A 24,225-nucleotide genomic window follows, 5' to 3' on the forward strand; every position below is an offset into this window, starting at 1 on the left:
TGTCCCAGCCTCAACTGCGGTCCAGGAAGACCGGGTTGGTGAGCGCGGCCATCGGCCCCCAGGGGAGGTCGGGGCCCATGCTGTTGCCCTTGCCCGGGGTGCCGTCGGGCTTGGGGTGTCGGACTTCGGCCCGGACGTAGGCGGCCAGCGAGGCGGTGGTCCGCCAGCTGACGGTGGCTTCGCCGGAGGCGGGCAGGGACTCCTGGCGGAGCTGGCCCTCGTCGGTGAGCAGGCGGACGGTCCCGTTCGGCACCCCGGCCACGGTCAGCCGGATGTCCACGGGGGCGTCGGCGGGGACGGTGAGCCGCTCGCCGATCCCGGCCTGTTGCCCGTGGCCGGTGGCGGTGAGCTCCAGCCGGACGGTGGGGGAGCCGGCGATCCAGCTGCGCCCGGCGCGCAGGCCGGCCAGGATGTGATCCCGGGTCAGGTCCTCGGCCAGCACCACGGTGTGCGGGGCGCCGATCGGCTGCGGGCTGCTGTGCGCGTCGCTGTTGCCGATCGCTGGCAGCCAGCGGCGGCCGTGCCGGACCGCTTCGGCCAGTCGGCCGTCCCAGGTGTCGAGGGCGGACTCGTCGTCGTACGTCCAGGGACCGTTCCACACCTCCACCGCGTCGGCCTCCTCGTAGCCGAACTTCCACTGGCAGGCGACGTACGGGCAGTACGGATGCGCGGGCACCACCAGACCGCCGTGGGCGCGGACCTGACGGGTGAACCGCTGGTGCGCCTCGTCCCTGGCCCGGTACCGCCAGTCGATCCACTGTCCTGGCCGGACGCCGAGTGCCAGCCAGTGACCGTTCCGGGTGGTCACCTCCTCGCCCGGGATCACCAGCAGGTCGGGGCCGGCCAGCGGACCCCAGACGGCGTGCGCGGAGGAGGTGTTGTGCTCGGTCGAGACGATGAAGTCCAGGCCCGCCGCCCGGGCGCCCGCCGCGACCTCGGCCGGCAGCCGGCGGCCGTCCGAGTGCACGGTGTGCAGGTGGCAGTCGCCCCGATACCAGGCCCGGCCGCGCCCGCGCGCCCGCTCGGCCGGGTACGCCGGTACGAACGCCGGCCCCGGTTCGCCGAACCGGAACGTCACCTCCACTCGGTACGCCAGGCCCTGCGGCGCCACCTGGTAGGGCCCCAGCACCACGTGCCAGCGCCCCGGCCGGACCGGGCCCGGCAGGTAGCCGGGCGTCGCCGCCTCCCGGCTGATCGCGAACTCGGTCCGGAAGCCGCCCGACCAGCCCCGGAAGCCGGGGCCGCCGAGCTCGGTGCCGCGCTCGTCGAAGATGCCGATGTCACACGAGTTCCCCGGCGTCCCGGCCGGGACCGGCGGCCGGTCGTACTCGTACCTGACCGCCAACTCCCGTACCCCGGAGGGGACGTCGAGCGGAAGGTGGACGAAGTCGGCCGCGCCGGTCTCCAGCCGCCCGGTCAGCACCACCGTCCGCTCGGCCTCCGCCGCGTGCGCAGTCCCCGTCGCCGCGCCGAGTGCCACCCCGGCCACCGCGCCCGCCCGCAGCACGTCCCGCCGTCCGATGCCGTCCATCAGCCACCTCTCCGTAGACCCCGTCGGCCCGGTCTCCTACCCGGGCGGGTGAACCTCGGGTGAGCGGGGGCCCACGGCAGGGCGGCGATCGGCGGTCAGCCCGTGGTGCCTTCGGCGTGCAGCTCGGCGCTGATCGTCAGGAACAGCTGGGCGTCCATCCAGGTGGCCAAGGCCGCTGTGCTGCCCAGGTTCTGATGGGTGGTCAGGACGTCGCGCAGCAGGGCGGCCCCGTGCCGGAGCCCGATCCGGTCCAGCCGGGTGGCGGCCTCGGTCAGGCGGCCGAGCAGGAACTGGTCCAGGTGCCGGAGCCCGTGGTGGGCGAGCTCGGCCAGGGTGGCCAGACCCTCCTCCAGCGCGTCCAGGATCGGATCGGCCGGCCGGTCCAGGGAAGCTCCGAACGCGGTGCTGCCCGGGCCGGGGGAGAGATCGGGCACGGTCACCCCGTCGGCGGTCAGGACCGCGATCGGGTCGAGCAGCAGCCCGCCGCCGGAACGCCGTACCGTCGCGGCGATCCGGCGGACCTCGCCGCGCAGTGCCCGGGCCAGCGCGTCCAGGGCGCCGGGCGCGAAGGGGTTGTGAGCGGCACTGACGGTGGCCCGGACGCCGTTCCGGTCCAGGACGGTGGCGTGGAGCAGCTGTTCGGCCGGGTCGTAGCCGAGCTCCTCGACCCCGGCGACCTCGACCAGGTGCACGTCCTCGGCCTCGACCCGGGGCCTGATCAGCCGGGGCGGCAGCCGGTCGAGCCGGGCGGCGTGGGCCGCGAAGTCCCGGATCAGCACCGGCTCGGCGAGCTCGGTCCAGGAGGTGCCGACCGGGGTCACGCTGTTCGCGCCGACCCGGCCCCGGGCGACGGTGACCGCCCGGCTCGCCGTACGGGTGGCGTTCTCGCTGACCAGGTTGGCGCTCGCGAGCGCGCCGAGCGTACTTCCGAGCAGCCGACGGCGCGCCAGCTCGGGACCGTCGAGCTGCTGACCCTCGGTCAGCTCCCACTGACGCCGCAGGACCAGCACCGTCCCGGCGTCGGCGGACGCGAAGAACACCTCGGCGACCCGCTCCCGCTCGGTCCCGCCGATCCGGCAGCCCAGGGCGACCAGCCGGATCCGGCGCAGCGGCGTCTCGCCCGACTCGTGGGTGCCGAGCACCCGGGCGGCGGCGGTGGCGTCGGTACCGGCGGCGCGGTGCCTGGCGTGCAGTTCGGCGAGCAGCAGGGCGTGGCGTTCCGGCCGGTACCGGGCACCCCGCCCGGCGTGGTCGTCCACCTGGGCGGCCAACTCGGCGACGGTACCGGCCGGCCAGTGCAGGCCGTCCGCCGCGAGGTCCTCGGCGCAGCGGCGCAGCGCACCGACGAACACCGGGCCCGCGTGGGCCACTCCCTCCAGGAGCAGGTCGTCCGCGAGCTCCAGCGCCGGGCCGAGCCCGGCCGGACCGGTGGCCGAGGGGCGGCCGCCGATGTCCAACTCCACGTACGGGTCGGTCAGTCCGCGCTCGTCCGCCGCGCGGAACGCCCAGACGGCCAGCGCCACCGCCTCGCCCCGGCGGGCGGCCGCGGCCTCGGTGAGGGCGTAGCCGAGCTCGCCCGGGACGGGGAACCGGACGGTGCAGGTGGGGAGTTCGGCGCGGGGGACCGGCTCGGCGGGGGTGGCCCGGTACAGGCGGACGGGGTAGCCCCGGTCGAGGGTGCGCCGGGCCTCGGCCAGCGCGCGCTGGCCGACCGCGGCGGCCAAGGCGTGGTCGTCGGCGGTGCCGGGGGACCAGTCGGTGGGGGTGTCGACTGCGCCCTCGGTGGCGGTCTCGCGCTGGTGGGCGAGGATCAGGCCGACCAGGTGGCGGCAGGCTCCGGCCGCGCCGCAGCCGCAGCCGCCGTCGGCCGGGCCCGTCCCCGGCGGCAGCACCGTCTCGGTGCCGTCGGGGAAGCGGCCGCGCAGCGTCCCGTCGGCACCGACCGAGAGCGTCGGGCCCTGGCCCGCGTCCAGTTCGCGGGCGGCGCGCTTGACCAGGCCCCGGTTGGTCAGCGCGGCGAGCGTGTCGAGGTCCAGCGCGAGCAGGTCGGTCCGGTTCATCGGCCGAGCCGTTCGGCGACGAAGGCGGCCAGCTGACCCGGCGTCATGGCGCCCACGTGGGCGCCGACGTCCGCCAGTTGCTGGGCCAGCTCCCGGTCGTAGACCGGGTCCGCCTGTTCGTCCAGGGCGGCCAGCGCGAGCACGGTGGTGCCCTGCTCGACCAGGGCGCGTACGGTCCGCACCAGGCGGTGCGGGTCGCCGCCCTCGTAGAAGTCGCTGATCAGTACGACGATGGCGCGGCGCGGTCGGTCGACGAGACCGGCGCCGTAGTCGACCGCCCGGGCGATGTCCGTCCCGCCGCCCAGTTGGACCCGCATCAGCAGCTCGACCGGGTCGGTGACGTCGGCGGTCAGGTCCACCACGCTGGTGTCGAAGGCGACCAGGTGGGTCCGCAGCCCCGGCAGGCCCCACAGGCAGGCGGCGGTGACCGCCGAGTGGATGACCGAGTCGACCATCGACCCCGACTGGTCCACCAGCAGCACGAGTTGCCACTGCTCCAGGTGGCGGCTGGTCCGGGAGTGGAAGTGCGGCTGCTCGATCAGCAGGCGTCGCTCGGCGGGCTGATAGTGCTTCAGGTTCGCCCGCACGGTGGCCCGGAAGTCGAAGTCCCGGGCGAGCGGCACCCGGCTGGGGCGGGCGGACCGGCTGCCGGTGAAGGACCGGCGGACCTCGGGTGAGAGCCGCGCCATCAGCTGCCGCACCACGGCCTCGACGATCCGCCGGGCCAGGCCGAGCACCTCGGGGTTCATCAGGTGCCGGGTGCGCAGCACCGCGCGCAGCAGGGTCGGGTTGGGCTCGACCCGCTCCAGCACGGTCGGGTCGGTGACGATCTCGTGGATCTCGTAGCGTTCGACCGCGTCCCGCTCCAGGCGCTCGACGGTCTCCTTGGGGAAGAGCCGGTGGACGTCGTCCAGCCAGTCCACGGCGGTGACCGCTGACGGCCCGTCACCGCCCTCGCGGGTGCCGGTGCCCCGGCGCACGCCGCGCCGCAGCTGCTCCTCGTCCCGGCCGTACAGCCACTCCAGCGCCGCGTCGCGGGCGCCGGCCTCGGCGCCGAGCGGGCCGGTGTGCCGCTCGGCCGGTGCGCCGAGGATCAGCCGCCAGCGCTCCAGGCCGGCGTCGGGCGCGGCGCCGGGGACGGCGTCGGGCGGGGTCATCGGGCGGCCCCCAGGCCGTGCCGGTCGATCCGGTGCCGCACGGCGTCCTCCAGGTGCTGGGCCCGTGCGATCAGCAGCGGGTCGGCGGTGGTACGGAGCAGGGAACGGGCGGAGCCGCGCAGCCCGCGCCGCTCGATCAGGCTGCGGGCGACCCGCTCGCGCTCGCGCGGCGGGAACCAGGCGAAGGCCTGGCGCAGCGAGGGCAGCGCGGTCAGGAACTCGCCGTCGGTCATGGCGGTGACCAGACCGTCCAGGACGGGGAGCAGCACGTCCGCATCGTCCCCCGACGTGGCCCCCGGTGCGGTCAACTCGCCCCGGGCCAGCACGAACAGGCCGCCCAGCCAGTCGCCCAACCGCTCCGGGGCACCCGCCGCGCGCACGGCGGCGGCCCGGTCGGCGGCCTCGCCCAGCGCGCAGCGCAGGCCGAAGGCGGCGCCGCGCAGGTCGTCCGGCGCCCGCTCGTCCTCGCTGATCCGGCGACAGATCAGGCCCGCCGTCTCCCGGCTGACGGTGAGCAACTCCTCGGCGTGCAGCAGCGCGTCCCGCACCCCGGCCAGGGCGCGCAGCCGGTCGGGCTGCGGCCCGGCCGGGCCGTGCAGGCCCTCGGCCAGCCAGAGCACCCGGCCGACCGCGCCGTCGATCACCTCGGCGAGCAGCGGGCTGCGGGCGACCCCGTACACCCGGTCGTGCCGCCACAGGCCCAGAGCGGCGCCCAAGGTCTCGCCGAGCGGCCCGAGTTCGCGCTCCGAGCGGATCCCGGCGGCGAGTGCCGCGACCACCTGTTCGGCGAGGCCGGTGGCCCCGCACAGCACGGCGTCGAAGAGCAGGCCGGCGGGCCCGGGGCCGTCGGCGCCCAGCCGCAGGGCGAGGGCGGCGGTCGCGGCCTCCGGCAGGCTCGCGCCGTACCCGCCCGCCTCGATCAGCGCCGCCTCCCGGCCCGCGGCCGGTCCGGGCTCCCAGCGTTCGGTGAGGACCGGGTCGGCGCCGTGCGCGGGGCCCTCGGTCCTGACCAGGCCGGGTACGTCCAGTACCCGGAGCCGGTGCAGCACGCGGGAGCGCTCCAGGTCGGCGGGGTCGGTGAGGTGCAGGGTGAGCGGCCGGCCTTCGGCCAGGCCGAGCCCGGCCAGCCGGGCGGCGACGTCGTGGACCAGCGGCGGCAGCGGGGTGTCGGGGTGCAGGGTACCGACCCGGTCGCCACTGCCGGCCCGCACCAGCTCCACCACCACGGGGTGGGTGCCCGGGGTGAGCGGGCCCCGGCGGGCCCACGGCAGCGGCTGGTCGAGGTCGTCGTTCACCAGGGTGCCCGCCAGGCCGTCCAGCACGTCCAGCCGGGACGGCGCGGCGTGCCCGCGCAAGGTGGCCAGCCCGGCAGTCAGCCCACGGGCGGCGATCAGGTCGGCCGTGGAGACCGGGTGCCGGCGGGCCCGCAGGCGCTCGGCCACCGAGCGGAACAGGCCGTCGGCGGCGGCCCGTTGACCGTGCTCCCAGACCTGCTGGTAGTAGCCGGGCGAGGGCATCCCGGACTGGTAGCCGACGAACGCGTCCAACTGCCGGAAGGAGTACGGCACCAGGAAGCTGCCGCCGACCGAGCCCTCGGGCGGGGCAGGGACGGTCGGCCAGCCGGCGGGCCCGTCCGAGGCCGCCAGGGTCCGCAGCGCGGGACGGTGGAAGCCGCCGGTCACCACCAGGACGGGCCGCCCGCCCGCCTCGGCCAGCGCGGCCCGGACCCAGGCGGCCATGTACTCCTCCCTGGCCCGGTCGCCGGGCGTGGCCTCGGTGTCGCCCCGGACCAGGTCGAAGTAGGTGTCCAGCCGCTCGGCGAGGTCGGCCGGCTGCGCCTCGAACAGCTCGTCCCAGAGGGCGTCCACCGAGTTGACGGCGAACCGCTCGCACAGCCGCCCGGTCGCCTCGGCGTACCGGGCCTCGGCGTCGGCGTACCGGTTGGCGCGCTCCTCGAAGGCCGGGTGCCAGGCGGGCAGGTCGATGAACCGCAGCTCGGCGCCGGCCGCCCGACCCGCCGTCAGCGCGACCCACTCGGGGGAGTACTCGCACAGCGGCGTCCAGGAGGTGGCGGCCCGCCGGTCGTCCCGGTGGTGGCTGAACACGGCGATCGGCAGCCGGTGGCCGAGCAGCAGCTCGTCCAGCCGGTCGTTCATGTCCGCCGGGCCCTCCACCAGGACGTACGCGGGGCGCAGCTCCTCGATCGTGTGCGCGACCAACCGCGCACAGGCGGGGGAGTGGTGACGCACCCCCAGGAAGACCGCTGTCATCGGCCGGCCAGCAGATGGCGGGCGTCGTGCAGCGCCTGCCAGTGCGGGCCGCGACGGCGGGACACCCGCTGCTCCAGGTAGCGGCGGAGCCGGGCCAGGTCCTCGGGGCTGTCCTTGGCGGCGGTGCCCGCCAGGCAGGAGACCAGGTTGCGGGCGTCGCCCGGCTCGCCGCGCAGGAACCAGGCGCGGACGCCCATCGCGTGCGCGACCGAGACGGCCTCCGCCGTGCTCATCACGGCGGACAGCCGGTCCATCGAGGCGCCGTCCCGGGTGGTACCGGAGCGCAGCTCGCGGAAGGTGGTGACCAGCACCTCCAGGACATCGCGGTCCGGCGGCAGTTCGACGCCCGAGCGGCGCAGCAGGGCTGCCGACTCGGCCTCCACCAGGGCGAGTTCGGTGTCCAGGTCGGCGATCGGGAAGACCGTCTCGAAGTTGAAGCGGCGCTTGAGGGCCGCGCTCATCTCGTTCACCCCCCGGTCCCTGGTGTTCGCGGTGGCGATCACGTTGAAGCCCTGGCGGGCGAAGACCATGCCGTCGGCGCCGTCCAACTCCGGGACCGCCAGCACTCGTTCGGAGAGCAGCGAGAGCAGCGAGTCCTGCACCTCTAGCGGGCAGCGGGTGATCTCCTCGAACCGGACGATCCGGCCCTCGGCCATGCCGCGCAGCATCGGCGCGGGCACCAGCGAGCGGGTGGACGGCCCCTCGGAGACCAGCAGCGCGTAGTTCCAGGAGTACTTGATCTGGTCCTCGGTGGTCGCCGCCCCGCCTTGGACGGTCAGGGTGGAGGAGCCGCTGACCGCCGCCGCGATCAGCTCGGAGAGCAGGGACTTGGCGGTGCCAGGCTCGCCGACCAGCATCAGCCCCCGGTCGGTGGCGAGGGTGACCAGCGCGCGGTCGACCAGGCCGGTGTCCCCGACGAACTTGCGGCTGATCCCTGACGGTTCGTCACCGATGACGAACCGTCGGGCGGCCCGCAGGCTGAGCTGCCAGCCCGGCGGCCGGGGGTCGCGGTCGTCCGCCCGGAGGGTGGCGAGCTCCTCGGCGTACCGGACCTCGGCGGGCGGGCGCTGGATCCGGTCCGGCGGGGGAGTGGTCATGGCGGCGTGGTCCTTCTGCTGGTCAACCCGGTTCATGGGACGGTCAGTTGCCGGTGGGCTCGGTGAGCTCGGTGAGATCGCCGAGCAGCTCGGAGGCGATCACCGGGTCGAGGTCGCCGAAGCGCAGCGGGTACGTGCGGCTCGGCCGGTGGTCGCCGGGGGTGGTGTCGAGCCAGACCGTCTCGATCCGCTGCTCCGGGAAGATGTCGATGGCCCCGACCGCGATGCCCTCGTCCGGTGCGAGCACCAGGTACCGGCCGGGCCCGAGCCGGCGGGAGATCCACCGCTCCACCCCGGCGTCCTGCGGGTCGCCGCGGTCCCAGCCGCGCCGCTGCAGACCGAGCAGCTTCACGGTCGGCACCTTGACGCCCTCGAACCGGTGCAGCCGGGCGCCGTCGGCCTCCTGTTCGGTCAAGGTGTGTACCTGGCGCCCGAGTTGCGGGAACGGCTGGAGGATCTCGTAGTCCGCGAACAGCTCCGCCCAGGCCGCCAGCTCCGCGCCCAGGTGCAGCGGGTGGGCGAGCCGCACCAGCGCGTCCGCGGGCAGGGTCAGGGTCTCGTCCTCGACACCGGCGTAGCTGCGGTCCTCGGCCACCCGGAAGGCGACGGCCCGGCCATCGGTCTCCGCGAGCCAGACCAGCCGGCGCACCAGGTGCCACAACAGTGGGTGGCCGACGAAGAGTTGGCCGAACTCGGTGGCCGTCCAGGAGCGCTGCCCGACCATCGCCACCTCCAGCCGGTGCACCTGGTCGGCCGCCACCGTGCGGACGTCCTTCTTCAGCGCGGCGAACCGCTTGCGCTCGGCGGGCGCCAGCTCGGCGTCGTCCTTGGCCCCGGGGGCGGGCAGGTCCTTGCGGCGCTTGCCGTCCTCGTCCAGCACGTACGGCTTCAGCTGCTCGTCGAAGCCGACGGTGAACCGGCGCGGCCCGTACTCGATCACGGTGCTGCCGTGGGCGTCCAGACCGAAGTCCGGAACCAGCCGGTCGGCCAACTGCTCGGCGGACAGGCCGAGTCCGGCCGCCACCTCGGTGATCTTCTCCTGGGCGCGGGTCTTCAGCGCCTTGAACTTCACCCGCTGGGCGATCCCGTGCAGGTGCATCAGCGCGACGTCGCTGCCGATGTCCGCCAGCACGTCCAGGCCGTCCACCGCGCGCTGGTGGGCGCCCTCGCCCGGCCAGTTGCGCAGCACCGGCGTCAGCCGGCGCACCGTCTCGTCGTCGCCGAGCCAGCCGAGCGCGCGCAGCACCCAGGAGTCCTTGGCCGGCATCCCGGCCAGCCGCCACTGCTCGAACAGCGCCCAGCCGAACCCGGCCAGCGACTCGCCGGCGCAGAGCGCGCGCACCTCGTCGACCCCCGGGTACATGGCACCCGGCCGGGAGATCGCCAGCATGGTGACCAGGTGCCGGGCCGCCGCCACCGGCACCGCCCCGCCGGAGCGCAGCACGATCTGCGGCAGCAGCGGCGCGTCGGCCCAGTCACCGACCACCGGCAGCCGGGCCGGCAGCGCGGCCTCCAGCGGATCGGCCGTCAGCAGGACCTCGACTGCCCGCGCCGCCTCGGCGCCGAACCCGGTCGCCGCGCTCCGCACCGCGTCCGGCCCGTGCACCGTGACGATCAGCCGCAGCGCACCCTCCGCGCTGCGGCGGGCCGGGCCCGCCGGGCCCAGCGCGTCCGGGATCAGCAGCGCGGCTGCCGCCGCCCCGTGCCGGGTGAACCACGAACGGGCCGGGCCGGCTGCCGACTTGAGCCGGTCCAGCCAGTCCGCCATCAGCCGGGCGACTTGCCCGTCGAGGTACGGGAACAGCAGCGGAGCCAAGGTGCCGGGCTGGGTGGTGACCAGCCGCCGCAGCATCGGCAGCGCGGCCAGGCCGTGCCGGGCCACCAGCGGTTTGAGTGCGTTCAGGCCGTCCCAGAGGTACTCCGGGCCCGCCCAGTCGGTGAGCAGCGGCTGCACCAGCTCCACCGGGCCCCGGAGGAACAGGCCGACCTCCTGGTAGCCGTTGAGCCGGTCCTTGCGGTGCTGGGCGACCAGCGTGGGCCAGCTGGTCCGCTCGTCCGGCTGCCAGTCGGAGAAGCCGGAGGTGGTGTTCGCCCACTCGTCCTGCTCCCCGGCCCGCCAGCGCAGCTCGGCCACGCTGTCGCGGATCAGCCCGGCGACCACGGGCGGCTTGCCGCCCGTCCGCCTGCGCGTCCACGGCGGGCTGGTCAGCAGCGTGGGCAGCGCCTCGGCGGCCGCGTCCGGTATCCGCTCCGCCTGCGCCGCCAGGGGCGCCACCAACTCGGCCACCGCCGGGTCGAGTTCGGGCAGCACCCGGAGCACCAGCTCCTGATGGGCGGTGACATGGTTGGGCAGCAGCTGCCGCGCCGCCGCTGCGGCGGGCGTGCCGCCGGTGGACGCCTCCGCCAGCATCCGCAGCGCCCGGACCGGGAACCGGCGGGCGGCGGCCAGGACGGCGACGCGTACGTTCCGGTCCTCCACCCGCGCCAGCAGGGCGCCGAAGGCCTCGTCGGAGGGCAGCTCGGCCAGCGCGGTCGCCAGCGCCTTGAGGGTGTCGGAGGAGAGGTACGAGGGCCCGTCCAGCTCGTTGATCAGCAGCCGGGCCGTGGCCGGGCCCAGACCGTCGGCGATGGTGGCGATGGTGGCCACCGACCAGCCCTGCCAGCCCAGGTCGGCCCGGCCGCCGAGCAGTTCGACCTGCTCGGCCGAATCGAGCGAGGCGAACAGCATCGAGCGGAGCGGGTAGCTGTGCCTGATCACGGCACCGGGCTTCTCGCAGCACTCCGCCACCCAGCCGGCCTCGCTCGGCACCAGGTAGGAGACCAGGATCCGGCGCCGCGCGTTGTCGCGGACCTCGGCCAGCGCGGCGACCGTGGCCAGGTAGGTGGCCTCGTCGGCGACCGTGAGCAAGGCACGGACCCGGTCGGCCGCGGACCTGCGCTCCTCGATGCCCATCGGCGCGCTGTCCGGCGGGGTCAACCGGACCACCGGCTTGCTGCTCCGGTACCGCTGGTTCGGGCCGTGGCCGTCCATCCCGAGGAGCTCGACGGTGGCCAGCGCGGCGAAGGTCAGCCCGTGCGTGAGCACCCAGGCGTCGGCGGTCACCCGGTGGTTGGTGTCCGCGTTGTCGGTGAGCGCCGCGAGGACCGCCGCGCCGAGCGGGTCGGCCTCGCCGGCCTGGTACCGCCGGGCGGCGGCGACCAGGACCTGCTGGCTCCGGTCGTTCGTCAGCGACCGCTCGATCCAGTCGGCGTCGTCCGCCAGGCGCTGCCGCAGCTTCTGTGCCGCGTCCTTGGCGGGCGGGGTGACCGAGCGGGGGGTGCCACCACGGCGGGGGTGCAGGGCGCGGAGCCAGTTCGCCGGCAGGACGACGGTGTCCTCGTCCGGGCGCTCGGCGGGCTGATCCGCCTGTGCTGCCGGCTCCACCGGGGCTGCCGGCGGGGCCTGCTGGGGGAGGGCCTCGGCCGCACCGGTCTCCCGGTACCCCTTGCGCTCCTTCTCCGCCACCACCTTGGCCAGGTGCGCGAGCGCGGCCTCCGCCGAGGGGAACTCCTTCACCTGCTCCCGCCCGGCGGTCCCGTTCCGCCCGAAGCGGACCGTCACGGCGCAGCCCTCGGCCGCCGCCTCCCAGAACTTCGCCGAGCCCTCCCCGACGTACTCCCAGCGCCGCACGGTCATCTCCTCGCCCCACACATCTGATCGGATGACCGAACCGTAGCCGCACCCCCCGACAGCCCTGAGTTCGCGCTGCATGTTCTGGATCATCGGACGTCGAAGTGCCCGGCCCGGCAGAGCAGAGAAGGGACTTTCGGCCGGTAATCCGGACCGATCGTCTCTGTACAGGGGACCCGCCCGACAGCGATGATTGATCATTGAATTTGACGGGCCGCTTCTACTCGGTACGTCCTCTCCCACGCGCCCAAGGAACCGGCTACGTATGTCTTCTTCCGTCTCGCTGCCTGCCAGCTGGCAGTACGACGTCCCGACCAGCGGCAGTACTCACCTGCCGCCTGACGCCGGGTACGCGAGTGCGCTGACCAATCAGGGGTACAGCTTCGAAGCGGCAGTGGCCGACTTGGTCGACAACTCCATCGATGCCGGGGCTGACTCCATCGTCGTGCACTTCCTGCGCAACGCGGACCGGATCGTCTCGCTGCTGGTGCTCGACAACGGCGCTGGTATGGACGGGGCAGCGCTGGACAGGGCCATGACGGTTGGTCACCGCCGGAGTTACGGTGGCACGGCGCTGGGCATGTACGGCACTGGCCTCAAGGCTGCCTCGCTGTCACACGCCGGCTCGCTCACGGTGATCAGCCGGACGAAGCGCAGTGGCGCGGCGGGCCGCAAGCTCACCGCGGAGGGGATCGCGGACGACTTCCGCTGCGACACCGTGGAGCCCAGCTTCGCCCAGCGGCAGATCGACGTCTACGACGGCCTGATCGAATGGCACGGCACGATCGTCCGGTGGGACCAGGTGCGGGCCTTCGAGACGGTGGCGAAGGGGGAGAGCGAGCAGTATCTGTCGAAGGCGATTTCGCGGCTGGAGACTCATCTGGGTCTCTACCTGCACCGCTTCCTCAGCCGCGGTCTGAACCTGGATATCGCCGTCTGGGACGTCGGAACGGGCGAGGAGGTGGATCACATCGGTGTGGATGCGCTGGACCCGTTCGGCTACAAGGTGCCTGGCCGGGCTGGTTATCCGAAGCGGTTTACGGCCAAGGTCGAGGGTGTTGGACCAGTGCTGCTGGAGGCTCACATCTGGCCGGCCAAATCGCAGCAGGCCGGCTTCCGCCAGATCGGCCCCGTGCACGAACGTCAGGGGCTCTACTTCTACCGTAACGACCGCCTGGTGCAAGCCGGCGGCTGGAGCGACCTGCGCAGCTCTGAGGGCCACTTGGCGCTGGCTCGGATCGCGGTGGACCTGCCGGACGGGAAGAACGATGTGTTCAGCCTGACGGTGAAGAAGGATGGGGTCGGTGTCACTCCAGCCTTCACACACGGGGTGGAGAAGGCGACCGACAGCACCGGTGCCACCTTCCGGTCCTACTTGTCGGATGCAGAGGCGGCCTACCGTGACGGCGCCTCGCGCTCGGTGGTCGAGCGGCCTGCGGTGATCGAGCCCGGCAAGGGGTTCGACCCGAAGGTCAAGCGGGTTGTCCAGGAGGAGCTGCCGCTCAAAGCAGGCGAGGAGCCCCTGCGGATCGACTGGGTCAGCCTGCCGGAGGACCGGTTCTTCAAGCTTGACCGGGACCGGCATGCGATCCTGATCAATAAGGAATTCAGGGACGATTTCAACGAGGGACGGCGTGGTGGGGCGAACGACGCGCCCGTTACCAAGACGCTGCTCTACCTGCTGCTTCAAGACTGCTTCGGGCTGGGCCGCTGGGAACGGAAGCGCGCTGACCGTATCGACTACTGGAACAGCATTCTGCTGGCGGCCGTGCACGCTCAGCGTGACCGGCGCAACCGCGCCGATTCCTGACCGCCCGTTCGCGATTCGAGGCTTCCGAAGTGACTGACACGCTCCTTGAGATTCACACCGCTGCCCTGGCGGGCATGACCGCCAGCCCCGGCGCGTTCGGGAAGTGGGCCGGACTGGTCGCGGAGGAGGATTTCCCCGACGCCGACCTCAGCGAGGCGACGTTCTGCGCGCGGCTGACAGAGGAAGGGGAGTCCGGTGGAGCGCTGACCGCTCTGTGGGCCCGCTCGCTTACTGCCTGGGACTTCGCTGACAGCCCACGCTGGTCGCCGGATACCGAACCCCGCACCGCTGAGCGCCGCAGCGCGGCCTATGACCGGCTGCGCTTCGGTGACGACATACGGAAGGTGCTCGACTCCGCGGTGCCCGTGGTACGGATGGCTGGCACAACGGTCATCGCTCGCGAGCACACGCCCTGGTACACCCCGGAGCGGGCAGCGGCACGGTCCTTCTACTGGCGGGCGTACGAAGGCAAGCTGCGGCAGAAGGGCTGGTCCGAGGCCGCGATCGCCAGCCTGGACGAGGCGAGCAGAACTGTCGTGGAGCGGCTCACGGACCCGGAGCAGGAGGCCCCCCGGCAGGCGAAGGGGCTGGTGGTCGGCTACGTGCAGTCAGGCAAGACCGCCAACTTCACCGGTGTGACGGCGAAGGCCGTCGACGCGGGCTACCGTCTGGTCATCATCCTCGGCGGCACCCTCAACCTGCTCCGAGCGCAGACCCAGCGGCGCCTGGACATGGAGCTGATCGGCCAGGAGAACATCCTGCGTGGTGCCGATCCCGACGACGTCGACAGCTTGGTCGGCATCGACTACATCGGCGACGACGCTGACTGGCCCGCTTTCGTTCAGCACGGCGGACGCCCGTCGGTGCTGCGTGCATTCGACATCGAACGGCTCACTACGCGGGAGAACGACTACCAGAGTCTTGCCCAGGGCATCCGCGCCTTGGAGTTCGAGAAGCGGGAGCAGGGGCTCCCGTTGTACGACCGGGCCAACCTGCACCGTGCGGCCGCCCGCGTGATGGTGGTGAAGAAGAACAAGAGCGTGCTGACGAAGCTGGTCAAGGACCTCAGGCAGATCAAGGGCATCCTCGGTGAGCTGCCAGCCCTGATCATTGACGATGAGTCAGACCAGGCCTCCGTCAACACCTCTGACCCCAAGAAGTGGGACAAGGGCGCCACCGAGCGCACCGCCATCAACGGGCTGATCTCCGAACTCCTGGGGCTGCTGCCGCGGGCGCAGTACATCGGCTACTCGGCCACGCCGTTCGCGAACGTCTTCGTTGACCCGGGCGACGCCGAGGACATCTTCCCCAGCGACTTCCTGATCTCGCTGCCCCGCCCGCACGGATACATGGGGGCTCAGGACTTTCACGATCTCGATTCCCCGTTGGACTACTCCGAGCGGACGGCCGCCAACTCCCAGGAGAAGGCTCACGTCCGGGGGATCGGCGAGGAACAGGGTGACCGCCTCCAGGAGGCGATGGACGCCTTCCTGCTCACCGGAGCCCTGAAGCTCTTCCGCGCCGATCACGGTGTGCCGGAACAGGCGTTCAGACACCACACCATGCTGATCCACGAGTCTGTGCGGACCGATGACCATGCCGAACTCGCAGACCTGGTCAAGAGCATGTGGCACCAGGCCGGCTACGCCTCAACCGAGGGTCATACCCGGCTGGCCGCCCTCTGGGAAGGCGATTTCGCCGCGGTGTCCGCAGCCCGCGCACTGGACCTGCCGAATCCCGCCGCCTACCGCGAGCTCCAGCCGTACGTCAGCCGGGCGCGTCAGCTGATCACCAAGGGCGGCAACCCGGTCGTGGTCGTGAACGGGAACAGCGACCGGTACTTCGACCAGCTGGACCTGGACTTCGACCGGACTCCGAACGTCTGGAAGATCCTGATCGGGGGGACCAAGCTGTCCCGGGGGTTCACGGTCGAGGGCCTCACGGTCACCTACTATCGGCGGACCACGCGGCAGGCTGACACGCTGATGCAGATGGGACGCTGGTTCGGCTTCCGTCCTGGATACCAGGACCTGGTCCGGCTCTATATCGGCCGGGAGGAGGCGCTCACCAAGACCAGGACCGCTGACCTGTACGAGGCCTTCGAGGCGGTCTGTCGTGACGAGGAGCAGTTCCGCCAGCAGCTGGCCCAGTACGCCGAACTGGTGGACGGCCAGCCCCAGGTCACGCCGGCCCAGATTCCGCCGCTGGTCGCCCAGCACCTCTCCTGGGTCCGGCCGTCGGCGCGCAACAAGATGTTCAACGCCCAGTTGGTCGAGGTCCGTTCACCCGGCAAGCCGGTTGAGCCGGCCGCCTATCCGCAGGACCCGGAGGAGCTGCGGCGGAACACCGAGCGCTGGCAGCCGCTGCTCAGCAGGTTCACTGAGCAGACGGAGAGCTTCACCTCCTCACCCACTGACGGCAGTTCAGGCCGCACCTTCTCCGCCTTGACGGCACGGGTGAGCCACGCTGACCTGATCGCTGTGCTCAGCCAGCTGGAGTGGGAGCGTACGGGAATCTTCCTGCCGCACCTGCGCTACCTGGCACAGTTGGACGGGAGGCTGGCCAAGGTGGATGACTGGCTGCTCATCGCTCCTCAGCTCGCTCAGGCCAGCCGGACTGAGGCCTCGGTTCTTGGCTCAGTTCCGCTCTCACTGGTCCGCCGAAGCCGACAGGCTGACAAGCCGTCCTTCGGACGTATCGCTGGCCTGGACCACCGGCTGGCGGCACAGAATCTCATTGATGCCGCAGCAGTCCCGGGCGCTGTCCCTCCCCGGGGCGTGGGACCGGGTACCGGCGTGGTGCTGCTCTACCCGGTGGTTGAAGCAACCGCCGACACAGAGGTGCCTTCCGTTGTCTCGCAGGGCAAGGCTGATCCGTCCAAGTTGGTGATGGCCTTCACTCTCATCCCGCCGCAGTCCGCGATCGGCACCTCGCGTCGGCTGGTCCACTTCGAGGCCAGGAACTCGCGCAATGAGGACGCGATCATTGCGGCGACCGCTGACCAAGACCGCTGACCGGACCCTGTTGCCTGACCTGGAGATTCATGTGACCGTCCCGTACGCCAGCGATGATGAGCTGGAGCGAGTCAAGGCAGAGCTGTACCTTCTGGATCCGACGGGCGAGCGGTTCGCGGCGGTCCTGCGCAACACGATTGACCAGCTGCTCAATGGTGAGGTCACTGGCCGCTACGCCTGGGCGGAGCTCTTCAAGACGGAGAAGACCCACGCTGGAACCATGGTCGAGATCAACCTCCAACGAGAGTTCCGCTTCGCTGACGGCCAGTTGATGGACTATCAGATCGCAGGCATCGACGTGGACTGCAAGTACTCTCAGAAGTTCGGGGCATGGATGATCCCGCCGGAGGCGGTTGGCCATATCTGCCTGGTGGTCTCCGCAGACGATGACCGGAGTCGTTGGAGTGCTGGGCTGGTCCGGATACGCGAAGAGATCCTCAACTCCGGATCCAACCGTGATCTCAAGCTCACGATCAAAGCAGAGCACCGGGACCAGATTGTCTGGTTGTGGCGAGACGCCGAGCTCCCGGAGAACGTCCTGCTCCACCTGGACAGCGACGTCCGGGCCCGGATCCTCATCCCGGGCACAGGCAAGGGCCAGGCCCGGCTGAACCAGCTCTTCCGACTGGTGCACGACAGGCGCATCGGCCGGGGAGTGGTGCGCACCGCCGCCCAGCAGGTCGACTACATGGCCAGGGTCAGGGAAGGCAGCAAGAGCCGGGCACGTCCCAAGCTGCGGACCGAGGGCATCATCATCCTCGGCGGCTATCAGGCCCATCAGGAGATCGCTGCCGCACTTGGCGGGAGTGTGCCCAAGCAGGGCGAGTTCGTCGCCCACCGAGTGGTTGAGGCCCGGCCAGAGCATCTGGGCCGTCCCCGGGCCCAGATCGCTGGCAAAGACTGGGTCATCGCTGACGCCGGCGATCCGCCTGAGGAGGCGCCCAAGCTTCCGGACCCGCAGCGGAAGGCCGCATCATAAGGGGGTGAGCAACCCTGCCGAGAGTGACGAGCCGGCCTGGACCCCACCGGAGGGCTCGTGGGCCAGCTCAGCCGCGCGCCGCCGCAACATGCAGGCGATCCGGAGCCGTGACACGGGGCCCGAGCTGCAAATCCGGAAACTGCTGCACCGGCAGGGCTTGCGCTACCGCGTAGCGACCCGGCCGGTACCCAGCCTGCGGCGGACCGCTGACATCGTCTTCGGTCCTGTCCGGTTGGCTGTCTTCGTTGACGGTTGCTACTGGCACGGCTGCCCCGAGCATTACGTCGCGCCGAAGACGAACTCGGGCTACTGGTCCGACAAGGTGCTGCGCAACATGGCACGGGACCGGGACACCGATGGGCAGCTGCGCGCGGCCGGCTGGACCGTGCTCCGGTTCTGGGAGCACGAGCCAGCCGAACAGTGCGCTGTGGAGATCGCCGTCCTGGTGAGCCGCCTCCGGGCCGAAAGCGGTAAGTGAGGACGGGGGCTACTTGGCGGCTTCCGCAGCTTCGTAGGCCTCGAACGCTGCGTAGATCTCTTCGCCGACGGCCCGGGCGACCGGCGGCGGGAACGCGTTACCGACCTGACGGTAGGCGGCGGTCTTCCGGCCGCTGAACTTCCAGTCCTCGGGGAAGCCCTGAATGATGGCGGCCTGGGTCACGGTGAGCTTGGGCCCGTTCGCGGCGAACAAGTCCCTTTCCGGATCCTTCATCTCTTCCGGGTTGTTCGCGACGCCCAGACCGCAGACGCCGAGATCCGCCCAGGCACGCTTGGCACGAGTGGGTCCGAGGTCCGCGCCGCCGTGCTTCTTCGATCCGCCGACCAGGGTCGGGGCCACTCCGCGGAGAGCCTTCCCGTACCACTCCTTGAACGCCGCCTCACCGCGAGGATCGCCCGACTGTTCGAAGCGGGCCCGCATGCTCTCCTCGAGTGCCTGGCCGACCGTCAGCTCTCCAGCGCCGCCCGGCACCGCGGACTTCTCGGCGAAGTGCTTGGCGAACTGAGGCTTCATCATGACGAGGATGGCGCGGGGCCGGAGCTGCGGCACCTGGAACTGCTTTGCCTCCAGGACCTTCCAGTAGCAGTACGCGTACCCGAGGTCCTCAAGCTGCGCGACGATCTCCTTGCGGTAATCGGCAAACTTCGGGTCCACCAGACCGCGCACATTCTCGATCATGACGGCTTTGGGCTGGAGGACGCTGACGAGCCTCAGCATCTCCGGGAAGAGGTCACGCTCGTCGTCCCGGCCGAGCTGCTTTCCGGCTGCGGAGAACGGAGGGCACGGAACACCTCCGGCCAGCAGATCGAGCTCTCCCGGTGCAAGCCCGAGCGAGAGCGGCTCGAATTTGCGCAGGTCGGCCGGGATGACCTTGCAGTCGGACCACTCCGGGTTGCTGCCGGTGTTGTTCTCCAGGGTCGTGCAGGCATCCTTGTCGATCTCGATGAGGGCACGGTGCCTGAAGCCAGCCTTGTGCAGACCCAGGGCTTGCCCTCCGGCTCCTGCGCAGATCTCCACGGAGGTGTACTTCAGTGCATTCTCGTGGGCCATGTCCCCTCCTCAAATCGAACCGGTGAGGCTCTGGTCCTGCTTCACCAAAGCAGAGACTGGCAGATCCCAGTGACAGTGAGCCTCACTCCGTGCACAGCAATGGCGAAGTAGGCCCGAAATCCACTCCTCCTGATGACGCCATAGCGCGGAAACCAGAAAGACCCCACATATGAGGTGGGGCCTTTCGCTGTCATCCGAGAGGTGACGCGTACCACTGCTCTGCAAGCGTTGTCCCTGGTCAGTGACCCGGAGTTCACTCTGTCCAGTCAGCTTAGCCGGCTGGCTCCGCAGTGCCTGACGTGGACCGCTGCGTGCCAGTCGCTCAAGGCGGAGCGATGGCGCGGTCGACAGGCACAGCGGGCGTGCGGTCGGTGATGGCTGACCGCACGCCCGCTGTTGGATATCGCTACCGGTGGACTACCGGACGATGCGTCAGGCGGGCATCGGGAACGCGTCGGCGTCGGGCTTGAGGAGCTGGCCCGGCTTGGGGGCGATCTGGTCGACCAGGTAGGAGGTGACCAGGGCGCTGAGGGCCTTGCTCCGGCCGATCGCGCAGTGCTCGACGACGTCGACGCTGACCAGGACGGCGTTGTTGAGTTCGCGCTGCATGTTCTGGGCGAACTTGTACTGGGTGGCCGGGTCGTAGAGGTTGCCGATCACCATGATCGGGTTGGCGGTCCGCTTGTTCCAGGGCCCGGTGAAGCGCTCCATCTGGCGGGCCGGGGCGGGCCAGGTCGAGCAGGCGGGGCCGTCGAAGGCCTGGTAGCGGCCGAAGGTCGGCGCGCCCAGCTCCCAGGCCCGCGCGATCAGCGGGAACAGCTTCGGGTTCGACGGGTACGGCTTGTCCTGGCAGTTCACGCCGTAGTACGAGTCGTCGCTGGTGTACGGGGTCTCCGGGAGGGCCTCACGGAGGGCGTTGGGTGCGAGCACGGCCAGCGCGCTCGCCTCGTTCGGCTCGACGGCCTGGGCGGACTTGGCGGCGAGCGCGGGCTGGGCGTTGATCGCCTGGTCGAGGGCCTGCAGCGAGCGGGCCAGCGGGGCCTGCCGGCTCTGCGCGTACAGGGCGTTGGCGACCTGGCTGGTGAAGGTGCTCAGGGTGACCGTGGAACCGTCCGGCAGGGTGACCGGGTCGGTGCGCAGGTGGTCGCGGATCGCGTCGAACTTGGCCCGGGTGTCACCCTCGGCGAAGGCGCAGCGGGGAGCGCCCGCGGCGTGGCAGCGCGACAGGAAGGCGTCCAGGGCGAGCTCGAAGCCGTTGGCGCGCTCGCGGTCGTACTCCAGGCCGTTGGCCAGGCGCAGCTGGGGGTCGACGTTGCCGTCGATGATCAGCGCGCGCACCTTGCTCGGGTACATGTTGGCGTAGGTGGCGCCGATCAGGGTGCCGTAGGAGAACCCGGCGTAGGTGAGCTTGGCGTCACCGACGGCCTGGCGCATCCGGTCGAGGTCGCGCACCACGTTCATGGTGGACATGTGCTTGATCAGCTCGCCCGCGTTGCGGCCGCAGGCGTCCGTGTAGTCCTTGGTGGCGGCCAGGGTGCCGCTGATCTCGGTCGGGGTGACCGGTACGCCGGTCATCCGGTCGAAGACCGCGTTCGCCTCTTCGTTGCTGGTGAAGCACTTGAGCGGGTTGCTCCGGGCGACACCGCGCGGGTCGAAGCCGACCAGGTCGAAGCTCTGCATCACCCGGGGCTCGAACCGGGTCGTGGTTGCCCACAGGTACCCGCTGCCGCCGGGGCCACCGGGGTTGAGGAACAGCGAGCCGATCCGCTTGGACGGGTCACCGGCCCGGCGCCGCATCATCGCGATGCCGACCTTCTCGCCGTCCGGCTTCGCGTAGTCCAGCGGGACGGGGTAGACGGCACAGTCGTAGATCAGCGGGTCCGGCTTCGTCGGGTCCGGGTTGCACGGAGTCCAGGTGACCGGGGCGACCTTGTCGGCAGAACTCTCCGCGGGCGCTGCGGACGCCGTGGCGGTGGTGCCGGCGAGCATCACGAGCGCGCTGGTGAACGCCACCGCGATGGTCGATATGCGTATGCGTACCAAGGGATCCTCCTCTGTAGCTGCAAAACTCGCCCAGACTGACAGGTTGGGATCAATGGGGGAAGACCCGGACGTGCTATGGATTTCGGGTAACGGGTGCGCCCGGAGGGGCCATTGACGGTTCGTCGGCAGATCGTCCGCAGCTCGTCGGCGGGTCGGCCCGTGGTGGCGGGTCCGGAGCGGGGAGTTCTCCTACCCTCGCTGCATGACCGAGAACGAGATCAAGCTCAAGGCCATCGCCGCGCTCACCGCCCTGCGCGGCGGAGTCGGGACGGACTACGCCTCGGACCTGCTCGGCGAGGTGATCCCGGACTACTTCACGGTGCCCGCCGACGCGGACGCCAACGAGATCGGCCGCGCCGTGCTGGGGCAGTTGTCGAAGCCGCTGAGCGCCCTGATCACCGGATTCGTACTGGCCTTCGAGGCGGTGGCGGACGGCTACGAGGAGACCGACCCCCAGGTCTCGACGGAGCAGATTCTCCAGGTGCTCGCCCTGGAGATCGCCGCCGACTCGGACTGAGCGGCGGCTCCCACGAGCGGGGCCGCCGTGGTGCGAGCGGCGGGGCCGACAGGGGCGCGGCATATGATCATCCGGCCCGCGCAGCCCGGCACCGGAGAGGGAACACCCATGGCCGACCAGCGAGTTGTCATTGTCACCGGCGGCGGCAGCGGAATCGGCGAGGCCACCGCCCGCCTGCTGCGCGCCTCCGGACACCAGGTGATCGTCTCCGGCCGCCGGCCCGAACCGCTGCACCGGCTCGCCGAGCAGACCGGCGCCGTGGCGCACCCCTCGGACACCACCGACCCCGACGCGGTCCAGGCCCTGGTGGACGCGGCGGTGTCCCGGTTCGGACGGCTGGACGGCCTGGTGGTCAACGCCGGGATCGGACGGCCCGGCGCCGTCGGTGACCTCTCGGTGGAGGACTGGGAGGCCGTGATGCGGACCAACCTCACCGGTCCGTTCCTGCTGCTGAGGGCCGCACTGCCGCACCTGCTGGAGAGCCCCGCCGGGTCGGTCGTCGCGGTCGCCTCGGTCTCCGCCCTGCGCAACGGCCTCGGCAACGCCGCGTACGCGACCTCGAAGGCCGCACTGCTCCAGCTCTGCCGCTCGCTCGCCGTCGACTACGGCCGCCGGGGGCTGCGCGCCAACGTGGTCTGCCCGAGCTGGGTCCGGACCGAGATGGCTGACCGCCCGATGACCCGGCTGGCCGACCGGGCCGGCCTGGACGGCGTCGAAGCGGCCTACCAGGAAGCCACCCGCCTCAGCCCGGCCGGCCGGGCCGGCGAACCGCACGAGGTGGCCGAGGCCATCAGCTGGCTGCTCTCACCCGCCGCCAGCCTGGTCAACGGCGCCGTGCTGACGGTCGACGGCGGCATGACCGCCCTCGACCCGGGCACGGTCGCCTTCGACTTCCGGGTCGAACCGCGCCACGACGGCGGTCCGGCTGCGCCCGGCGGCCGAAGCTCCTGACGCCGGGCGGCTGCGCCGGCGCACTGCCCGGAAGGTCTTCGGGCGTCCGGTGGACCGGTAGAATCGGTGGTGGTAGCGGGAGTTGACGCATCATCGGAAGAGTTGGCGAGGCCATTCCCCACAATCCGATGGGCAGGGGTGGGAGTGATGAGGCCACGACTGCGGCACCTGGTCGTGGTGCTGCCAGGGATCGGTGGCAGCGTGCTGCGGACAGTCGGCGGCACGCCTCGGTGGGACCAGCGACGGCGGAGCCTGGCAGCCGCGGCGATGGACCCCGGGCGACTGAGTCTGGCGGAGCACCCGACGCTCGCCCCGGTGGGCCTGCTGCCCGGGATCAGGCTGGCGGGACCGTTCGTGCTGCCTGGGTACGACCGGCTGGTGCACCGGATCGAGCGGGCCTTCCGTGACGTTCGGGTGGACACGGCCAGGCCGGGGCAGCCGCCGGATCTCCGCGCGGACCTGCTGCTCTTCCCGTACGACTTCCGATTGGGCGTCGAGGCCGCGGCAGCGCGGCTGGCCGCCGAACTGACGGCTCGTCTGGCGGAGGAGACCCCAGGTGCCAGGCGCCGACGGGTCATCGTGGTGGCGCACTCGATGGGCGGCCTGGTCGCCCGCTACTGGCTGGGCCCGCTCGGTGGCGCGCCGGACTGCGCGGCGCTCATCACCCTCGGCACGCCGCACCGGGGAGCCCCGAAGGCGTTGGACCTGCTGGTGAACGGTGCCCGGGTCGGGCCGGCCCGGTTCGACGCGGTGACCGAGGTGCTGCGCGACTGGCCGTCGGTGTACCAACTGCTGCCCAGGTACCCGGCGGTGGGTCCATTCGAGGGCAGGGCCCGCTACCCGCACGAGCTGACCGACGGCGTACCGGAGAGCTTCTCGTCCCGGGCGAAGGCCGCCTTCACCGTGCACGGCGAGATCGAGAACGCCTGGGACACCCTGGCCGGGCGGCCCGAAATGCCGGACGTGACACCGGTGTTCGGGCGCGGTCACGCTACTCTTCAGCAGGCCGTGCGGACCCCGGCGGGCTTGCTGGTCACCAAGGATTCCCCGGCGTGGCTGCCGAACCGGGACTGGCACGGCGACGGCACCGTACCGGCGATCTCCGCGATTCCCGTCGAGCTGGGGGAGCAGCCTGCGAGGTGGCGCGCCACATCCGGCCGCCACCTCGAACTCTCCTCATCCGCAACCGTCGTGGAGGTGCTGCAGAACTATTCGGCGGGCTCATTGCGGGCAGTCCGGGGTGACGCTCCGGACCTGCCGTGGCTCGGCCTCGACCTCGAGGAGGCGGTGCCGGCCGGCAGCCCCGTCGAGGTCGGCGTCGTCCTGCACGGCGCGGCGGCCGATGAGCGCACCTCCGTCCGGGTCCGGGTCCGTGCAGAGGACGGCACCGACGGCACGGACTGGATCGCGGGTGCCCGGGTCGCGGAGGCGCGGTGGCGGGTGTCCGTACCTGGACTGCGGCCCGGTGTGCACCACCTGGTGGCGGAGGCGGTGCAGGTGCCGCGCGTGGACCAGTTGCGCTGCGACGAGGTGTTCGGTGCGGTCGGGGCAGGCGCCCGGTGAAGGGCGGTAGACCT

Annotated in this window: 15 protein-coding genes; 7 read left to right on the plus strand and 8 right to left on the minus strand. The window is 71.8% G+C overall.

Annotation, left to right across the window (positions count from 1 at the left end):
- Positions 1–10: 10 nt before the first annotated feature.
- From F4556_RS30065 to F4556_RS39220, 6 genes are all read right to left on the minus strand, one after another.
- The gene (locus tag F4556_RS30065; RefSeq protein WP_184921632.1) at positions 11–1,531 is read right to left on the minus strand and encodes a CehA/McbA family metallohydrolase; all 1,521 of its coding nucleotides are present in this window, start codon (positions 1,529–1,531) and stop codon (positions 11–13) included.
- Positions 1,532–1,626: 95 nt separating this feature from the next.
- Positions 1,627–3,591, minus strand: coding sequence for a YehQ family protein (locus F4556_RS30070; RefSeq protein ID WP_184921634.1), 1,965 nt, complete (start codon positions 3,589–3,591; stop codon positions 1,627–1,629).
- The gene (locus tag F4556_RS30075; RefSeq protein ID WP_184921636.1) at positions 3,588–4,748 is read right to left on the minus strand and encodes a VWA domain-containing protein; all 1,161 of its coding nucleotides are present in this window, start codon (positions 4,746–4,748) and stop codon (positions 3,588–3,590) included. Before F4556_RS30075 ends, F4556_RS30070 begins: the two co-directional genes overlap by 4 nt.
- Entirely contained in the window at positions 4,745–7,018 is a 2,274-nt protein-coding gene (locus F4556_RS30080; RefSeq protein ID WP_184921638.1) for a DUF5682 family protein, read from the minus strand. Before F4556_RS30080 ends, F4556_RS30075 begins: the two co-directional genes overlap by 4 nt.
- Positions 7,015–8,115 (minus strand): ATP-binding protein, encoded by a 1,101-nt coding sequence (locus tag F4556_RS30085; protein WP_184921640.1) that lies wholly within the window; start codon positions 8,113–8,115, stop codon positions 7,015–7,017. The genes F4556_RS30080 and F4556_RS30085 overlap by 4 nt, the downstream gene beginning before the upstream one ends.
- A 43-nt stretch (positions 8,116–8,158) precedes the next feature.
- Positions 8,159–11,785 carry a DUF4132 domain-containing protein gene (locus F4556_RS39220; protein WP_313068832.1) on the minus strand — a complete coding sequence of 1,209 codons (3,627 nt, stop codon included), beginning with the start codon at positions 11,783–11,785 and terminating at the stop codon, positions 8,159–8,161.
- A gap of 265 nt (positions 11,786–12,050) precedes the next feature.
- On the opposite strand from F4556_RS39220, the gene F4556_RS30095 reads away from it, so the two are divergent.
- The 4 genes from F4556_RS30095 to F4556_RS30110 are packed head-to-tail and all read left to right on the plus strand — an operon-like array spanning position 12,051 to position 18,066.
- Positions 12,051–13,595: an ATP-binding protein gene (locus F4556_RS30095; RefSeq protein ID WP_184921644.1), complete on the plus strand. Its 1,545-nt coding sequence runs from the start codon at positions 12,051–12,053 to the stop codon at positions 13,593–13,595.
- 29 nt (positions 13,596–13,624) lie between these two features.
- Entirely contained in the window at positions 13,625–16,609 is a 2,985-nt protein-coding gene (locus F4556_RS30100; protein ID WP_313068835.1) for a Z1 domain-containing protein, read from the plus strand.
- Positions 16,581–17,588, plus strand: a complete 1,008-nt coding sequence (locus F4556_RS30105) for a NaeI family type II restriction endonuclease (protein WP_246511122.1) — start codon at positions 16,581–16,583, stop codon at positions 17,586–17,588. Before F4556_RS30100 ends, F4556_RS30105 begins: the two co-directional genes overlap by 29 nt.
- A 4-nt stretch (positions 17,589–17,592) precedes the next feature.
- The gene (locus F4556_RS30110; protein WP_313068836.1) at positions 17,593–18,066 is read left to right on the plus strand and encodes a very short patch repair endonuclease; all 474 of its coding nucleotides are present in this window, start codon (positions 17,593–17,595) and stop codon (positions 18,064–18,066) included.
- 9 nt (positions 18,067–18,075) lie between these two features.
- Here the strand turns inward: F4556_RS30110 and F4556_RS30115 are convergent, their stop codons facing one another.
- Both F4556_RS30115 and F4556_RS30120 read right to left on the minus strand, forming a co-directional pair.
- Entirely contained in the window at positions 18,076–19,137 is a 1,062-nt protein-coding gene (locus tag F4556_RS30115; RefSeq protein WP_184921648.1) for a DNA cytosine methyltransferase, read from the minus strand.
- A gap of 432 nt (positions 19,138–19,569) precedes the next feature.
- Positions 19,570–21,180, minus strand: coding sequence for an alpha/beta fold hydrolase (locus F4556_RS30120; RefSeq protein ID WP_221503730.1), 1,611 nt, complete (start codon positions 21,178–21,180; stop codon positions 19,570–19,572).
- 202 nt (positions 21,181–21,382) lie between these two features.
- Here F4556_RS30120 and F4556_RS30125 point away from each other — a divergent pair, with 202 nt between their 5' ends.
- The 3 genes from F4556_RS30125 to F4556_RS30135 all read left to right on the plus strand — a co-directional run bounded on the left by F4556_RS30125 (position 21,383) and on the right by F4556_RS30135 (position 24,211).
- On the plus strand, positions 21,383–21,697 hold the full coding sequence (locus tag F4556_RS30125; protein ID WP_184921650.1) for a hypothetical protein: 315 nt from the start codon (positions 21,383–21,385) through the stop codon (positions 21,695–21,697).
- Positions 21,698–21,805: 108 nt separating this feature from the next.
- Complete coding sequence (locus tag F4556_RS30130) at positions 21,806–22,648, plus strand: SDR family NAD(P)-dependent oxidoreductase (RefSeq protein ID WP_184921652.1); 843 nt, start codon at positions 21,806–21,808, stop codon at positions 22,646–22,648.
- A 147-nt stretch (positions 22,649–22,795) separates the two neighbouring features.
- On the plus strand, positions 22,796–24,211 hold the full coding sequence (locus tag F4556_RS30135) for an alpha/beta hydrolase (RefSeq protein WP_184921654.1): 1,416 nt from the start codon (positions 22,796–22,798) through the stop codon (positions 24,209–24,211).
- The last annotated feature ends 14 nt before the right edge of the window (positions 24,212–24,225 follow it).

Origin of the sequence: Kitasatospora gansuensis (genome assembly GCF_014203705.1) — a bacterium.
Classification (GTDB): domain Bacteria; phylum Actinomycetota; class Actinomycetes; order Streptomycetales; family Streptomycetaceae; genus Kitasatospora; species Kitasatospora gansuensis.

What these genes read in the sequence shown, in the direction of transcription:
- F4556_RS30080 (WP_184921638.1), bottom strand. Translation starts at nt 7,018, where the DNA reads ATGACAGCGGTCTTCCTGGGGGTGCGTCACCACTCCCCCGCCTGTGCG.
- F4556_RS30135 (WP_184921654.1), top strand. Translation starts at nt 22,796, where the DNA reads ATGAGGCCACGACTGCGGCACCTGGTCGTGGTGCTGCCAGGGATCGGT.
- F4556_RS30130 (WP_184921652.1), top strand. Translation starts at nt 21,806, where the DNA reads ATGGCCGACCAGCGAGTTGTCATTGTCACCGGCGGCGGCAGCGGAATC.
- F4556_RS30125 (WP_184921650.1), top strand. Translation starts at nt 21,383, where the DNA reads ATGACCGAGAACGAGATCAAGCTCAAGGCCATCGCCGCGCTCACCGCC.
- F4556_RS30070 (WP_184921634.1), bottom strand. Translation starts at nt 3,591, where the DNA reads ATGAACCGGACCGACCTGCTCGCGCTGGACCTCGACACGCTCGCCGCG.
- F4556_RS30075 (WP_184921636.1), bottom strand. Translation starts at nt 4,748, where the DNA reads ATGACCCCGCCCGACGCCGTCCCCGGCGCCGCGCCCGACGCCGGCCTG.
- F4556_RS30065 (WP_184921632.1), bottom strand. Translation starts at nt 1,531, where the DNA reads ATGGACGGCATCGGACGGCGGGACGTGCTGCGGGCGGGCGCGGTGGCC.
- F4556_RS30115 (WP_184921648.1), bottom strand. Translation starts at nt 19,137, where the DNA reads ATGGCCCACGAGAATGCACTGAAGTACACCTCCGTGGAGATCTGCGCA.
- F4556_RS30095 (WP_184921644.1), top strand. Translation starts at nt 12,051, where the DNA reads ATGTCTTCTTCCGTCTCGCTGCCTGCCAGCTGGCAGTACGACGTCCCG.
- F4556_RS30085 (WP_184921640.1), bottom strand. Translation starts at nt 8,115, where the DNA reads ATGACCACTCCCCCGCCGGACCGGATCCAGCGCCCGCCCGCCGAGGTC.